At 64.7% G+C, this 14,926-nt stretch carries 17 protein-coding genes; all 17 read right to left on the minus strand.

Annotated features, from left to right (window positions below; translation table 11 throughout):
* Nucleotides 1–8: 8 nt before the first annotated feature.
* Nucleotides 9–2,495 (minus strand): hypothetical protein, encoded by a 2,487-nt coding sequence (locus tag JN531_RS03725; RefSeq protein WP_228347509.1) that lies wholly within the window; start codon nt 2,493–2,495, stop codon nt 9–11.
* Nucleotides 2,496–2,504: 9 nt separating this feature from the next.
* Complete coding sequence (locus JN531_RS03730; RefSeq protein WP_228347510.1) at nt 2,505–3,098, minus strand: hypothetical protein; 594 nt, start codon at nt 3,096–3,098, stop codon at nt 2,505–2,507.
* Between the two features lie 15 nt (nt 3,099–3,113).
* Nucleotides 3,114–4,433, minus strand: a complete 1,320-nt coding sequence (locus JN531_RS03735) for a hypothetical protein (protein ID WP_228347511.1) — start codon at nt 4,431–4,433, stop codon at nt 3,114–3,116.
* A gap of 6 nt (nt 4,434–4,439) precedes the next feature.
* On the minus strand, nt 4,440–5,099 hold the full coding sequence (locus tag JN531_RS03740) for a phage adaptor protein (protein ID WP_228347512.1): 660 nt from the start codon (nt 5,097–5,099) through the stop codon (nt 4,440–4,442).
* Nucleotides 5,100–5,103: 4 nt separating this feature from the next.
* Nucleotides 5,104–5,496, minus strand: coding sequence for a hypothetical protein (locus JN531_RS03745; RefSeq protein WP_228347513.1), 393 nt, complete (start codon nt 5,494–5,496; stop codon nt 5,104–5,106).
* 60 nt (nt 5,497–5,556) lie between these two features.
* Nucleotides 5,557–5,970 carry a hypothetical protein gene (locus JN531_RS03750; protein ID WP_228347514.1) on the minus strand — a complete coding sequence of 138 codons (414 nt, stop codon included), beginning with the start codon at nt 5,968–5,970 and terminating at the stop codon, nt 5,557–5,559.
* Nucleotides 5,971–6,040: 70 nt separating this feature from the next.
* Nucleotides 6,041–7,141 (minus strand): phage capsid family protein, encoded by a 1,101-nt coding sequence (locus JN531_RS03755; protein ID WP_228347515.1) that lies wholly within the window; start codon nt 7,139–7,141, stop codon nt 6,041–6,043.
* Nucleotides 7,142–7,426: 285 nt separating this feature from the next.
* A complete protein-coding gene (locus JN531_RS03760) occupies nt 7,427–8,488 on the minus strand; it encodes a hypothetical protein (protein ID WP_228347516.1) in 1,062 nt (353 codons plus the stop codon).
* A gap of 24 nt (nt 8,489–8,512) precedes the next feature.
* The gene (locus JN531_RS03765; RefSeq protein WP_228347517.1) at nt 8,513–8,731 is read right to left on the minus strand and encodes a hypothetical protein; all 219 of its coding nucleotides are present in this window, start codon (nt 8,729–8,731) and stop codon (nt 8,513–8,515) included.
* 199 nt (nt 8,732–8,930) lie between these two features.
* Nucleotides 8,931–11,120, minus strand: a complete 2,190-nt coding sequence (locus JN531_RS03770; RefSeq protein WP_228347518.1) for a portal protein — start codon at nt 11,118–11,120, stop codon at nt 8,931–8,933.
* Between the two features lie 61 nt (nt 11,121–11,181).
* On the minus strand, nt 11,182–12,666 hold the full coding sequence (locus tag JN531_RS03775) for a terminase large subunit domain-containing protein (protein WP_228347519.1): 1,485 nt from the start codon (nt 12,664–12,666) through the stop codon (nt 11,182–11,184).
* A complete protein-coding gene (locus JN531_RS03780) occupies nt 12,647–13,369 on the minus strand; it encodes a hypothetical protein (RefSeq protein WP_228347520.1) in 723 nt (240 codons plus the stop codon). The genes JN531_RS03775 and JN531_RS03780 overlap by 20 nt, the downstream gene beginning before the upstream one ends.
* On the minus strand, nt 13,366–13,515 hold the full coding sequence (locus JN531_RS03785; RefSeq protein ID WP_228347521.1) for a hypothetical protein: 150 nt from the start codon (nt 13,513–13,515) through the stop codon (nt 13,366–13,368). The genes JN531_RS03780 and JN531_RS03785 overlap by 4 nt, the downstream gene beginning before the upstream one ends.
* On the minus strand, nt 13,512–13,745 hold the full coding sequence (locus JN531_RS03790) for a hypothetical protein (RefSeq protein ID WP_228347522.1): 234 nt from the start codon (nt 13,743–13,745) through the stop codon (nt 13,512–13,514). Before JN531_RS03790 ends, JN531_RS03785 begins: the two co-directional genes overlap by 4 nt.
* 47 nt (nt 13,746–13,792) lie before the next feature.
* Complete coding sequence (locus JN531_RS03795) at nt 13,793–14,182, minus strand: hypothetical protein (RefSeq protein ID WP_228347523.1); 390 nt, start codon at nt 14,180–14,182, stop codon at nt 13,793–13,795.
* Nucleotides 14,163–14,567 carry a VRR-NUC domain-containing protein gene (locus JN531_RS03800; RefSeq protein ID WP_239795344.1) on the minus strand — a complete coding sequence of 135 codons (405 nt, stop codon included), beginning with the start codon at nt 14,565–14,567 and terminating at the stop codon, nt 14,163–14,165. Before JN531_RS03800 ends, JN531_RS03795 begins: the two co-directional genes overlap by 20 nt.
* Complete coding sequence (locus tag JN531_RS03805) at nt 14,558–14,926, minus strand: Ref family recombination enhancement nuclease (RefSeq protein ID WP_228347525.1); 369 nt, start codon at nt 14,924–14,926, stop codon at nt 14,558–14,560. The genes JN531_RS03800 and JN531_RS03805 overlap by 10 nt, the downstream gene beginning before the upstream one ends.

Below are 14,926 nucleotides of genomic sequence, written 5' to 3' on the forward strand. Positions count from 1 at the left end.
CAGCTCCTTCAGAGAATCCCCACGTCGACAGCGCCTTTGTTGTCGCCCGGGAACAGAATCACGTCTCCGAGCAGACCCAGGGTGTCCACAACCAGCACCTGATCCCGCATCTGCTCGATCAATGGGATTACAAACTGGTTTGTGGGGTTGAACCCATAGAGACCGCACTTGTAGTGCAGGAAGGTGTGTTCACCGCGGATGGCGTACTGCTGCCCGGTGGTGCGGTTGGCCTGGTTGAACACCGGTGACATGCCAATTCTTCTAGGGAACGGCGGCCCGATAGGGAAGTCTCCGGGAACCCCTGATTCCGATGTCAGCGACACAGGGCGCCCGCTCAGCCAGCTCATCAAGAAGTCAGCGCGGATATTCCCTGACGCCGACTCAGGGAACGACTCCAAGAAATCCTCAGGTGGTGCAGGACCTCCGCCAACCAACTCCGACGGGTACTGGTCAGTATCAATGATGAGGGCGCCGGTCTGAGTCAGGTCGGAATCAAGCACCTCAGTGCCGAGGTCCACTGTTTGGACATGCGGTTGTCCGCTGATAGTCGCAGTCGACTGATGCTGCTTCGCCACCGTGCCATTCTCGCTACGGCTCCGCTCCCTCGGATAGCCGGCACCGAAGAAATATTCGAATGTTGTGTCGGCTCCGATGGGGGTGAAATCGACGGTTCTACTGATGTCAGCAGCCGTTTCCTCAACAATCACCACATCATTGGCGGGGTCAACAACTGTCACCATGAAAATGTGCTTCAGCGGCAGCTCAGGAATCTTCGACCTGGTGATCTCCGTGAAGCCATCATCGACACCGAACGGCCCCTGATAGACGAACGCCAGCGGAAAGCCGAATCCAGACTCATCGCCGACCACCGCCCTTCTGGGAAGCTGCCGTGTACTCGATTCAGCATGCGAATAGCTTGCAACGACCGACCCCGCGTACCGCAGCGACTCTGAGAACTGTTCTTCGGATTCGGTATTCAGATAGAAGATTGATCCGAACCGCTCCCCGACATCTGGGTTTCCTGGAACGCTGCGGTCGGGAACCGGGAACGGCGCAGCCTCTCTCTCATCGCTCCCCGAAATTGAGTATTCCGTCAGGATCTCGAGATCAACTTCCTCGTCGCCGTTCATCAGGGCGAAACGCAGCGACATGCTTTCGGTTGAGGAACTGGTGATGAGCGATTGAGCGTATCCAGGACCAACACGGCGTTGATAGGTGCGCTCTACCGAATATGATCCGGCGTCGGCTCCAATAACAATCGCGCCGGTGGTTTCAGAGATGCTTTCGCCGACCGAAACGGTGACCGACACTCTGCGCAAATACCCTTCAACGCACCGGGTCCCGACCGCGCGATCGCCACGGAAATTCCAGAAGACCTGGGAAGTGTTGACTGCGGCGACGCCTGGCGAAAAGTTACCACCGATGCCGCCAAGATAGCCGCTATCAAGAACCTCGGTCTGCCAATCCACATCATTGGTGATGAGGTTGTCGTAGTCCTGGGTGGCCAGGCGCCGCACGCCCTTCAGCTCCGGCACCCCATCTTTGCGAAAGCCCATTCGGCCGACAAACAAGCCTTCCACGTACTTGAGATTCTGACCCTCCAGCACGAAGCCGGAACGCGCCATCAGCGTGAACACCATGTTGCGCGTGGGCTTTTCGTCTTCGCCTTCGATGAAGGCCGCCGAGGTCACCATCGACCACGGCCGATCAACGCCGTCGCCGTCCGCGGCTGGAATGACGATTTCGTCCAGCAGCGACTGCGGCATCCGCACCACATGGCCGCGGTAGAAGATCGCCACGCCCAAGCCGAGGTCACGCGGCGACAGCAGCGGCAGCCCGCGAACCGCGCGCTCCGGCCCCGAGAACTCGTAATCCGACTGCGGGTACCCGTCGAAGTTGAGAAACTTGATGCTGCCGGTCGACTCCCAGCTCAGCACCTCCTTACGGTCGCGGCTGAACCAATAGTTGCCGCCGTGCAGCAGCCGGTCATGCACATCCGGCAGGTTCGATTCCGCCCCCGCCACCCGTTTCGGCCATTTGTAGTATTCGATGCCCGGGTCCATGAAGTTGCCCAGGTTGCTGGCCTTGTTGTGGAACCATGTGATGCGCTCCTGCCCTGGCAATTCGTCGATCACCACCTCGGAGTGTTGCACCAGCGGATCGAACGGCGACGGGGCTGGGAACGCAATGCCGTCAGGGTGCGACAGGCTCGACGGACGGAAACAGATGCCCTGCACCAACGGAAAGACCAGGCTGCCAGCCACAACGACTGGCGCCACCGGCGTGACATCGATCTCCACCATGGGCACGTTTCCCGCCATCAGCGTGCGAATGACGACGCCGTTGGGCAGTACCCAGCGCCTCGCCCCGCTGATACCCGGGCCCAGATAGGCCAGCATGCGGCCCAGAAGCGTGCGGGCGACCGGCAGGTACTGCTGTGCAGCCTCCCGGTCGCCCTTGTACCGCTTGACCAGCGCCGACCCCTGAAATCGCATGATCTGCGATCAGGTCGACGAGGCTCCGACCTCGTAGCGCACCCGCAGGATGTCGGTGTCGACCAGCGCCCGCTCGGTCGCAAACCGTGCGGCGCTGAACAGCGATCCCGTGACCGCGCTCTTGGCCGGGTTCGACAGCAGCGCGGCACCGTAGACCGTGCCACCGCCACCGTTCACCGTGAATTCCGCCGGGTTGGCCGTGTTCGACATCAATTGCGCCACCGAAGGCGCATCCTGGTACTCGATACGGGTGCCGGCGGTGTAGTTGGTGAACTCGGTGGCATTGGCGACAAAGTTCGCGCCCGTCCATGTGGCCGGCGGCGTCACGTTGCCTGAGAACAGCGCCACGTACCAGGTCGCCACCTGCGCGGCATTGCCGAGCGCGGCGTTGAGCAGGTAGTTCAGGCCCTCGTTCACCACCCGGTTATCGTCGGTCACCCAGTCGCCGCCGTTGAGGCTGTGGCTGAACCGCCCACCCACGACCAGCTTCATGCCGGGCACCAAAATGTCACCGTTGTCCATGCGCTCGTAGCGGTGAGCCGCCAGTGCGCGCCGCAGTTCCGCGCCATGGCGGTCGACCAGCTTCATGAAATTGCCGTTCATCGTCCTTCTCCGTCGTCAAATCGTGATGCCGTTGCGCACCACCTCTGCCACTGCCCTATCCCGGGCCCCGAAGCCGCTGGCGCTTGCCTTCGGCCCTGCCAACGCACTCACGATCTGGGAAATGCCATCCACCTCCCGGTGCAACACCGCGCCACCCGAATACCCTGGCAGCGCGTAGCGTCCGCGGGTGACCGGAGACATCGCCCCCGAGGCGTCACCGCGAATCAACTCACCATTGGTCGACCACCAGACCGCCGACATCACCTGCGAAGCATCGGCGCCAAACACCGCACCGCGGATCCGCGTCGCCGTGCCGGGCACCATCCCGTGGGCATCCAAGGTTCGTCGGGTCATCGTCGCCGGTTCGTCGCCGGCGACCCATAGCGTTTGTCGATCGGTTCCGACAAAGAACCCGTCCAGCATCGGCACCAGGTCCGCCACCGGCCCTGGCATCGGTAGGTAGCCCTGATCCGGCCGGTACAGGCCTGGCTGCAGCGGCAGCGAGCAGTACAGGCGCGTGCCATCGCTGTCGTCCGGCACAAACCAGATGCGGCCGCGGTACGCCATCAGCAGACGACTGGGCGGTACGCGCTCGCAGAACTGCGTCCAGATCGGGCGGCCCTGCTGTGCCAGCTCGGCAGCGCCGATGCTCGCGGCGGTAGCGCCCGCCGGCAGGTCCATCACCTGATAGAGCATCTCGCCGTCGGTCGGAGACGCATACACCCGGATCGTGTCCACGCTCGCACTGGCCGGCTGCGGAATAGCCGACACCGCGACGCCGCCGCCGTCGGCTGGCACCTCCACCACCGACGCCTTGCCGGTCCCGCTTTCCTCGCCGCGGCCGTCGACGAACGTCACCGCCACCTGGTACCGGCCGGCCCGGAGGCCGCCCACGGCCGTGGCCGTCAGCGTCGGCTGCCCGGCCGGAGCCTCAACACCCCAAGGCCGGATACCGTCGGCGTCGAGCACGAACTGGGCGGCACCGTTGCTGCCAAACACCTGGCCCGCAGACTCGGCAAACCGCATCGGCCGGGAGGGGTGGACCATCGCCACCGTCGTCACCTCGCCGGTGTCATCCAGACGCCGCAGCTCGCCAGCCTGCACGAACAGGCCCCAGGGGCTGTCATCCGGTGCCCAGAGCGAATGGGCTGCACCGGCCGACAGCAACGTATAGCCACCCCGGCGATGCGGGCGGCCGGTCTCGTCGAAATCAATGTTCTCGGCGGTTCGCACCGCGCGACGCTCGAACGACTCCAAGCTGCGCAGGTCGGCCACATTGTTGGCACCGGCTGGCCAGCGGCCGAGACGTTGGGGGCGGTTACGGGCTTCGCGCATGGGCGATCACCACCGCGCCCGGACGACAGGCACCCGCCGCCCGCGCTGCTTGCGCTGCACGTTGGCATTCAGGCGCTCACCAAACGACACCGTGAACAGCGCGTCGGCGTCGGCCGCCCGGCGGCGGTCTTCCTCATCTGCATTGCGGCGGCTGAAGGCCAGGTAAACCGCCCAATCGATCATCCGCGAATGATGTCGGCGGTGGATCTCGGGTTCATTCTGCTGCTGTTGATCCAGCTCAAGCGGGCATTTCGGCAGCCGGTAAACCGTCAGTTGCAAGACGCCGGCGGCGGTCGGCGTCGGCCACAGCCGGACACTCCTGCCGTCTTCATCTTCGATGAAATACTTGGGGCGCCCCGTTCGGGCTTCCCAACTACCCTGACCGCGGTCCATCTCGTCGACGGTGGTGCGCGTCAACCGGCAGCCGTCCAACGTCACGCGGTCAAGTCCCAGAATCAACTTGTCCAGCGGGTAAACAGCAGAGCCCGCCACGACATTGATCGTCGTGAATGGGCTCGTACTGTCACGCAACAGGCGGGCGCGGTCAGCCGCTTCCGCCTCGGCCTCATTGAGATAGGCGGTGACCGTCTGGTCATCCCAGAGGTACGGGGCGGCCTTGTCGTCCGCCCGCACCCGGAACTCCGCGATCAGCGCCTTGAGGTCCATGGCCTCAGGCTTCGTCCAGAGACTTCTTCACATCGGCCCAGGCGGCATCGCGCTCGCTGGCGGACAGACCAAACCCGGCCACGTCCTTCAGCTCACGCACGTCAGGCTTGCCGTCGTCGCCGAACTGGTCGACGCCACCCTTCTGCTCGATCAGCTTCACGATAGCCTCGCAGATGAGGTCATGCTTGCTGGGCGTCGGCGGGGCATCGGGTGTCTTCTTCGACCGACGTGCACCACCCGACACCAGCTCACACCCGGCGGTCACAGCCGCTGCGCGGAACCGTGGATGCACGTCAGTGCCATCCGGCGACACCATCACGGAATGCCCGGACAAGGTCCGGACGGGGATCGGTTCATCGCCGGGGGCGCAGAACCGCAGGGTTTCAGACTTGCTCATATCGAACTCCCGTTCGTTACATGGAAAAGGCGGGGCAGCTCGCGCCACCCCGCCCCGTCATCACGCGCCGCGAATCCCTTCGCCGCGGTAATCCAGACCCTGGTTGGTGGCCACACGACCGGCGACCACGTACTGCACCGAGAGCTTGAACTTGCCCTGCGTGGGCTGGGCCGAGAACGTGACCCCGACATCACCGGTGCTTTCCATCACCGAGCCATCCAGGGTCAGCGCCGTCCGCGCCAGCGTCACCGCATTCACGCCATCGCCGTACCGGTCACCGGTGTCGGCGTCGCCGATGTCCACCGTCAGCGCAGCGTCACCCGCTTCGATCACGATGAACTCGCCGCCCACCGCCCGGGCGCCGTTGGGCAGCTCGAGAGCGCCGTTGAACGTGGTACCCACCACGTCGGTGCCGTCGAACTCGATTTCACCGCTCAGTACGTCCTGGCGGCCTGACCGCTTCTTGATCGTCATGGGAATCTCCTTTCATCAACAGGGGGAGGAAAGGCCGGCGGGACGATCACCCCGCCGGCCCGTGGGCCGATCAGCCGCTGGTGTCGGCGTGGTCGATGGTGAGCACGCCGAAGTCCTCGACACCGCCGTCGTAGATGGAGTGGAACTGCGGCTTCAGCAGACCAATCATCTTGTCGACGTTGATGCCCTTCTGGCTGTCGTACTGGAACAGCTTTTCCACCCAGTCCGGCGCACCCAGGTCGGCCATGCCCAGTGCCTGCGCGCCGCACAGCAGCGAACGGGTCCCGTTGACATCGCCCGCACCCCAGCGGTCGCCGTTGGCGGCCTTGCGGTTGGTGTAGACCAGGCGGCTGTCGTGGATCACCGCACCATCCAGCGTCACCGTCGCACCGGTGAAGAAGGGGTTGTCCTTGCTGCGCGGCATCGCATTGACGATGGCATCGCGGAAGTCCGGATCCTTCTTCAACTGCGCATAGCTACCCGGCCGCAGAACCAGAACGTAGTACTCCTTGCCGTTGGCCATCAGCGGACGAACGTAGTGCTCCTTCGCCCAGGCAATCGAGTCCACCACCGCCTTGTAGCTCAGCGTGTCGGTGGCATCGATCTGCGAGGTGTCGCTGGGCTTGAGGGCCCCGTTCTCCCACATCAGACCGCGGTTCGGGCTGGGCGGGGTGAGCTGGGTCGCAAACGCCAGATTCGAGAACGGCGAGTTGACACGCGGCGCGCCATCATTGCGCAACGCGTAGCTCAGGCCCGACAGCGTCAGAATCGCGAGCTGGTCGGTACGGTTGGCAAGCCAGTAGCTGAGCTTGTCCTTGCCCTGCTTGCGGAAGTTGATGACCGTCTTCTGATCGGCCAGCTTGCCCTTGTTGCGCACCGAGTGGGTCATGAGATCGATTTCGATCTCCTGCCAGTACGACTGCATGGCTTCTTCCATGCCTTCGCGTTCGTCGTCCCCGATCACACCGTCTTCAACCAGGTCGGCAACGAGCTGGATGATGGCCTTCTCGCCCTTCTCGGTCTTGGTGAGCTCGGTGATGCGCTGGATCATCGAGTTGTCGGAACTCCCGATGAACCGCTTGATGAACATCCCGTCGCGGGCAGCACTCCAGGTGTCGCGTGCCCAAACAATCTTTTGTGCCGGCGTCAGCGCGGCAAAATTGGTCTTCATGACAATCTCCAATGAGGTTTCTCACGGGCTGTCACGCCGCCGCTTCGCGGGATCAAACGATTACGGCTCGATGAGGCCGCCCACGCTTTCCGGGTGGGCCGGACCCTGTTTCACGCCCTGGGTGCGGCGACTGCGCTGACTCAGCGAGCGAGCCCTTTCTACGCTGGGCAAGCGTTCGAGACAGCGGCCGGCTGGCCGGGGAGTCGACGGCCAGTCGTCCCGGCCGCCGCCTCGAACTCGTCGATGGGGATAGCCTGCGCCGGGTTGCGGCGCAGTCTCCATAACTCAGACCGAATCACCCCGTAGACGGGCCTTTTCAGCCTCCGGCAGCGACTCGAACTCGTCCTCCGACATCGCTTCGACATTCAGCTTGGCGGCTGCCGCACGCCCACCCACACCGGCACCGGCAACCGACGGCGGCTGGCGGTGCTGGGCATTGCGCTGCAGGATCTGCTGGCGGCGCTGCTCCGGGCTCAGGCTGTCGCCGCCGGCCTTGCCATCGTCGTCATCCGCCGGGTCAGGCTTCTTGCAGAGCCGGTCGGCAGCCTTGCGCAGTGCCTCGCCCGGCTTGGTGCCACGCCGGATGTAGCTGTCACGCAACGCCACCACCTCGCTGATGAGGTCCATGTCCGCTTTCGGGTTCGGGGCATCGTCGGAACCGGCGTCCAGCTCCGGATAGTCGGCGATCACCGCAGCCGCTTCGGTCGCCAGCTCCACCTCAGCCGCCTTGCGTGCCCGCTCGGCAGCGGCAGCGGCTTGTTCTTCCTCACGCTTCTGCCAGGCTGCATTGGCACGCGCATCGGCGCGGCGCTCGACCTCGGCATCGATCTGCTCCTCGATCTCCGTCGCCTTGTCGACATCGCCTTCCAGCAGCGCATCATTGCGCTGCTTGCGCAGGCCTTTCAGGTCCACAGGCTCCGGCGGCGGCGCTGCAGCCTCGGCCGCTTTCACGTCGGCACTTTGGCCGCCGGCGGCACCCGCGCGTTCAGCCTCCAGCTCGGCGCGGAGCCGGGCCGCCTCCTCTTCCGCGGCCTGCCGGCGGGTGTTGACGTCGTTAAAGCGGGCTCGGGGAATGTAGGCGCCGGATGATCGGTCGCCCCCATCGCCGGCACCCTGGGTGTCGTCGCCCTCGGTAGCCAGTGCCGCCAGCGCCTCGGCATCCAGGTCTTCGGCGTTCCCGCCGTCGCCCTCGTCGCCATCTTCGCCTTCATCGCCGTCCACGACGTCGCCGCGGTCTTCGTCAGGACCCGGCCGATCCAGGTCGTCGTCGTCGGTATCGCCACCGCCGTCGTCGTCCTCGATCAGGTCCAGATTCCGATCATCGTCGTCTTCATTTCCAAAGTGCATGTCGAACTCCCGGTTCGGTTTGGGTTACTTCCGCGCCAGCGCCTGCATCTGCGCTGTCTCGGCCTTCTGCTTCTCCAGCCGCGCCTTTGCCGCCGCCTTCGCGTCGGCCATGCGCTTCGGACTCTTGCGAATGGCAGCCGCACGCATCAGCGTGTGCATGTCATCCTCGGGCCAGTAGCTGGCGCCGTTTTCGTCCTTCTTCATCGAGTCAGAAACGAGTCCGACAGTGGCTTTCTTGCCCATGGCGTAGTCCTCAGTTGTCAGCCCTTTGGCTGGTGGTGGTCACAGATGCGGGGCGCATGCGGGAACGGGCAGTGCGCCCGACCGCGGCCCGGCGGCGGTGCTGTGCTGTTGAGATGGTGGTTACCGGCGCACCGGCCCATGCCCTCAGCGTTGCGCGGGTTGGCCGTCCAGCGGCGGCAGGTGACACAGGTCACGGCCGTCATGGCTGCACCCCGTCGGCTTCGGGCGTCTCGATGCCCTCACGCACGCCCTCGAGCGCGCTTTCCGGGTTCGCCGGCGTCATCGGGTTGGTGTGCTCGGCTTGCTGACTAACCGCGGTCACGTACTTGCCCGGCACCGACCTGGCGACCTCGCCCGGGTACTGCGGCACGATAGGCGAGGCGTCGCGATCGACGAATCCGGCCGATAGCAGCAGGGCGTCGGCCAGGCCAGCGGTCTGCGGGATCTGCGCGATGGTCTGCGCGGTCTGGATGCCGCTGTACTGAGCCTCCACGCCCCGGGCCACGGCATCGGCCTCGGCCTTGCGGGCTTGGGCGTCGGTCAGGCGCACCTTGGCGTCGGTCAGCGGATCGGCCTTCTCCTGCTGCTCGGCCATGCGCTTCAGCAGCTCGGCCTTCTCGGCCAGGTTGCTGTTGCGAATCAGCACGTCGTCGGGGATGTTCACCCCCTCCTTCTTCATCGCCAGCGCCTGGTCGAACTGGGTGTTCTCGAACGTCACCTGCTGCGGCTGTTCGGTGATCACCACGTCGTACTCGCCGGCGCGGACATCGTTGATGATCTCGCCGGTCGCGGGGTCCCACTGATTGATGACCAGCGTCTCGTCCAGTTGCTGGCCGGTGGCAGGGTCCTGCTTGGTGATGCGCAGCACCCGCTCGTCGTCGTAGTAATGCTGGATGCACCACAGCATCCGCCGCGCCAGCATCTTGCGCGTCCGTGCCAGGTTGTCGAGGGCAATCGCGAGCTGCTGCTGGGCCGCAAACTGCCGGCTCTGGATGGCAATGCCGCTCTTCTCGCCATCAGCCAGGCCGCGTGCAGCCGCCGGCACGGTGTTCTCCTTCAGCACCCCGGTGGTCCAGTCCATCATCCGGTCAATGCCGGTCGGGATGGTGTTCGGCTGGATCTTCTGGGGTTCCTTCGAATTTTTGCGGTGCTCCAGCACCAGCCCCGACCGAGCGCCTTCGTCTTCCAGGTCCTCGGTGGTCATGTTCGTGAGGCTGTTTTCCTCCACGATCCAACCGCTGTTCGCCGTCGTATTGATGATGTGCACGAACTGGCTTGCCGCCTTGTTCAGCGCGTTCTGCGGGCCTGTCGCGTTGTCGACCATGCCCCGGGTCCGGCCCCGGCGGAACACCGGGAAGTACGGCACCACCGTCAGGAACGGATATGGGCTCCATTCGTCGTACAGCACCGCGTTATAGGTGCTGACGATCCAGCGCACCCGCTTCGCCATACGCCGGGCCGGGATCGCCCCCTGTGCCTGCATCTCCTGCACCCGCTGCGGCTCAGCATCTTCCACCACCTCCACGTCACCGGTGTCGGGTCGGATCAGCACGTCGCAGAGGCGGTACACCCACTTCTGGCGGTCAACGATCCGAATCCTGGTCAGGTGCTTGTCGCGTCGGATGCCGTCGTAGACACCGGTGCGGCCCAGCCCGTTGATGCCGAACTTGTTGCGTTCCTCGCCGCCATCCTCGCTGTCGCCAAAATCGTCATCACCCAGCGCCTGCTGGGCATCGACCATCTCAGCCACCTTGTCCCGGGCATCACTCCCGTACCGCTGCTCGATCTCGTCCAGGGTCAGCCAGCGGGAGATGACCACGTCGGCCCAGTCGTCAGGGTCATAGGCCTTCGCGTCCGGGTCCGGGATGACATCCATCGGGTCCAGCGCATCCACGCGCATTTCGCCTCGCAGATGGTCATCCGTGTCCACCCGAACCTCGTAGTACCCCCGCTGCTGGATCAGGCCATCGGTGAATACGTCGGTCTCCTTCCAGTGCAACTCCTCGTTGTGTGCGATCTGCATCGCCACTTTCGAGAGCGTGTCCGCCAGGCCCTGGCTTGCCATGCCGCCACGCGGCTGGAACCCGATCTGCATGCGGTTCGAGATCTGATAGCCCACCGCCGCATTGACCGCCGGCATCACCTGGTTGAACTCGAGCGCTGGCCGCCCCTGCTCTTTCAGCACCGCCAGGTCTTCGGCATCCCATTGCGCCCCGCCGCCGAGGTAGTAGTCCTCCAGGCGGCGGGCGTGCATGCAAAATTGGTCATGCCCCCGGTCGCGCCCGTATTCATAGCGCTGCCAGTTCTCGTCGGCCACGCTCTTCTCCGCCTCAGCGGCGTAGCTGGGGCCGGTGTCAGGGCGCTCGGAATCGTCTTCGATGTCGGCCATCAGGGGCACGGCGGTGGACCAGCCCGCACCATGCGGCCAGACCAGTGCAGTGCCCCATAACTCAGCCGGCCATCGCGCTGCCGCGGCGCCGTTTGGCCTTCAATCGATCCCGCCACGATTCCGAAATGCCTCGTTCGCGCTTCGTTGTGGCGTGTCGGATCATCATCAGGAGATAGCGCGTAGCACTCAGCAGATCGTCCATCTCCTTGACAACCTTTCCCTCGTCGCGGTGATAAAGAAGGAACTCTTCCCACCAGTCATTGAGGTGGGCGGCCACTTTGAGGCGACCTGTCAACATTCTGTCCAGCATTTCGGCAATACCGGCCTCTACGCTGACACGACTGCCCTTCGACTCGCCTTCGTCGCCGGTCTCCGGGAACTGGGCGTGCTCATGGAGCATGTTCACGCCCTGGGCGCGGAATTGCTGTGCGAGCTGCAGCCCAGATCCCTTGTCGTGCTGATGCCCGTCCGATGGCCAGGCCATCGGAATCCATGCCCCGCGCGCCTTGATCGCAGCCGCATGCGCAATTACGCCGACCAGTTCCCCCTCAGCGGCCTTCGCATCGCTCTTGCGGTAGGCGTCGTAAATGTAGAGGGTGTCGGCATCCGGGTCGTAGGCGCCCCAGACTGCGGCAGTCGGGTGGTCCCAGCCGAAGTCCATGCCAGCCAGTCGCCTGAAGTGGTCAGGGAATGCCATGGCGTCGTATTCCACGGCCTCCTTGGGTAACGGGAAAATACGCCCTGACCCCATCATGGGCACACCATTCACCCGGGCCTCACGCTCATGCGCTGGGTAGCTATTGATAATTCGCTGTCGCTCTTCGGGTGAGTAGTGCTCGGCGTCGTGAATTGTCATGGACGTCACATGCCGGTCCGCACTCTTCTCCTTCAGGAACCGCCGGGTCACTGCGGACATCCCCAAGAGCGGGGTATAGGTCAGCATGACGATTCCGCCGGTAGCGTTCGTCCGCGTCATGCCCTCGCTGTAGATATCCTCCGGCGGCTCCTCGTCGAACCACACGATGTGAAGGGTATCGCCCTGCCACTTCTCCCGGCCCTTCTCGTAGGACTTGAACTGAAGGACTGACCAGCCGCCGGAGATGTGCTTCACCATCACCGTATCCATGGCGTCTGCCACGCCACGGGACATCGTGATCTTCTTCGGGTCGAGGCAAGACAGTGGGATTGAGCCAGTGCCAAGCTGCCCCTTCCGCCCCATCAGAACGCGCTGGGGATTGTCACGGGTGCTTTCCGACGTCACCCCAGACGCCCAGGCTGCTACCGGATGGTCAAAAACCCTTCCGTTCCACGCCGCTGGGTAATGGCCGGTCAGGTGCATGGCCATCTCGAACCCTGCAGAGACCGTCTTACCTTGCTGGTTGCCGGCCTTGAGCATGCGCTCTCGATAGAGCGCGCCAGCCTCGTGAAAGACGACCTGCTTTGGATAGGGGGCGTAGCGCTGGAGCTTGGTCGTCTTCAGCCTGCGGACTTGCTCGCGCCGCACCCGGATGCGCTGAGCGCGCAGTTCAGCCGCTGTCGCCGCCATTGCCGCGCTCCCGGTTCAGCTCAGCCGTGATCGCCGCCTCCTTGGCCGCCAGGGCGTCATCGGACAGGCCTGCCAAATCGTCGTCATCGCGACGGTCGCCGGCGTCAAGGTTCCAAGCGGCCCGCTCCAACGTCTGAAAATTCTTCATGGCCATGCTCATGTCCTTGAGCGCTGACGTTCGGGCATTCAGCGAGACGGCCCTGTGCATGATGTCCCGTCGCTTGCCGCTTTGGTCACCCTCGGTGAAGACGTCAATTTCCTCGGCAATCTCAGCGCGGTGCACCGTCGACTGCCGCAGTTCGGCAAACAGATCAAGCGCCAGATCCCGAGCGCCACGGATGTCAGACCGGTGCTGGCGGACCACCTCAACGGGGCCTTGGGCGGCAGCCGCCACAATTTCATCGTCTGACGGCGCCGAATGGTTCGAGTTTTCCGCGCGCGGGTGCGAACTTCGCACCATTTCCGCATCGGCTCGTACCAATTCCTCCTTCACACGCTTCCGCACCTTCTCGGCGAGGTCGCGTTCCCAGCCGTCCGACTTCGCTTTCTTGCGGATTACCGCCTCGGAGCACTTGAATTGTCGGGCCAACTGCTGGTTTGACAGTGTGTTGGTGCGCCACAGGGCGTGCAGGGCATCCCAGTCCACCCTGGTGCGTGGACCACGGCGGCTTTCATTCGCGTTCTTGCCCTTCTTGGCGGTCATACCCACTCCGTCGGGCCGCGCTGGCGTTCCCGCTTGTGCGTCAGCCGCTTCGAGAAGCGCCCGGGCGGCTGCCCATGTCGGTTGCCGGGCCGGCGGGTCCAATACTCGAACCCCGCCGGCTTGGTGCCGCGCCTGGTGCGGCTCATCCCGCCAACTCCGTCGCGGCAACGAAGCACAACCCCACCGCGTGCGCTTTCGTGAACGGCTCATCGCCGAAACACCGGTAGTCCGGCTGCCCGTCGGGCGCCTCGGTGATCAGCACGCACCGAACCGCCGGCATGTCGCCGCACTCGATCAGGTTTGCGGCCTGGCGCAGGGCCTCGGGCACGTCGGCGACCTTGAAGCGCGGCAGCGCCGATAGAACGGGCTTTGTCATGCCGCTACTTTCGTCCGAATTGCCAGCGGTGCCCCATAGCTCGGCAGCTACCGCAGCGCCCGGTAATACCCACACACCCAGTCCCGCACCGTCATCACATGCACGCGCTTGCCGTAGAGCTGGTACAGCGCCTCAGCGATCTCGGCATAGGTGTATTCGTTGGCGCGCATGACCTTTGCGTCCTCAACCATCTCGATTGGATACTTCGCCTGGTGCCGCTGGCGCTTCCCCCGGCGCCGATAGGGGGAGATCTCCCGCAGATCCAGCGCGAGCTGCGCCGCCTTGGGTGCGGCGGGATGCTCAGCCATCGACCGGCGCCTGGCCACGTAGCGACTGACCGCCATTTGCGTCCGCTCGCTCAGCATCACCAGCACGTCCGGCTGCACCGCAATCTCGGCGAGAGCATCCGCCACGGCATCAGGCACCTTGATCGGCATCGCGCCCCTCCCACCGGCCGCCCAGGTAGCGCAGTAGCGCTTCCCGGGCCTCGTCCCAGCCACGGCACACCGCCACCGCATAGCCCTCGGCATCCAGACTGGCCAGCCACGTTGCTTGCGCCTCACTCACGCAACCGCCCTTGCGCCGCTTCATCTCGATGAACAGGCCATGCAGTGGTCCACGTGGAACGGGCAGCATCAGATCCGGCACGCCAGCGCGCACACCCTCCGCCCTCAGTCGGCCGGCAGTCGCCTTGTTGCGGTGGCCACCGTTTGGGATCGCGAACAACATCGACAGCCCCGGCATAGAAGGCGCCTGCAGCGCCGCCCACTGCACCAGCGCAGCCTGTTCGTCATGCTCGGTCGGTAACGGGCTCACTGACACGGCCGCACCCCCGTCAGCCGGCCATGGCGGGCGATCAGGGCATCCTGACGCGCCAGCAGCTCAGCGTCGGTCCCGAACTGCTCGCGGAACGCCGCCGGCTCCAGCCCGAACGATGCCCCGTATAGCGCGCGCATCTCCGTCACCGTCCAGCCGCCATCCGGCCGGCCGACGTGGTGCCAGGGGCACAGGGCCGCGGTCTGCTGGTGCCCAAGGCGCCGGCCGCCTTCTGTCAGGTGGTGCGCGTCTGGCCAGCGCCCAGTCACCCCCAACATCAGGCACGCCACGCAGCCGATGTCCTTGAGCGCGCGAATGCGCTCAACATCGGCCCGCGTCATCGCGCCTGTGCTGGTGCCGAGCAT

It is taken from the genome of Flagellatimonas centrodinii, from assembly GCF_016918765.2.
In the GTDB taxonomy this organism is placed as follows: domain Bacteria; phylum Pseudomonadota; class Gammaproteobacteria; order Nevskiales; family Nevskiaceae; genus Polycyclovorans; species Polycyclovorans centrodinii.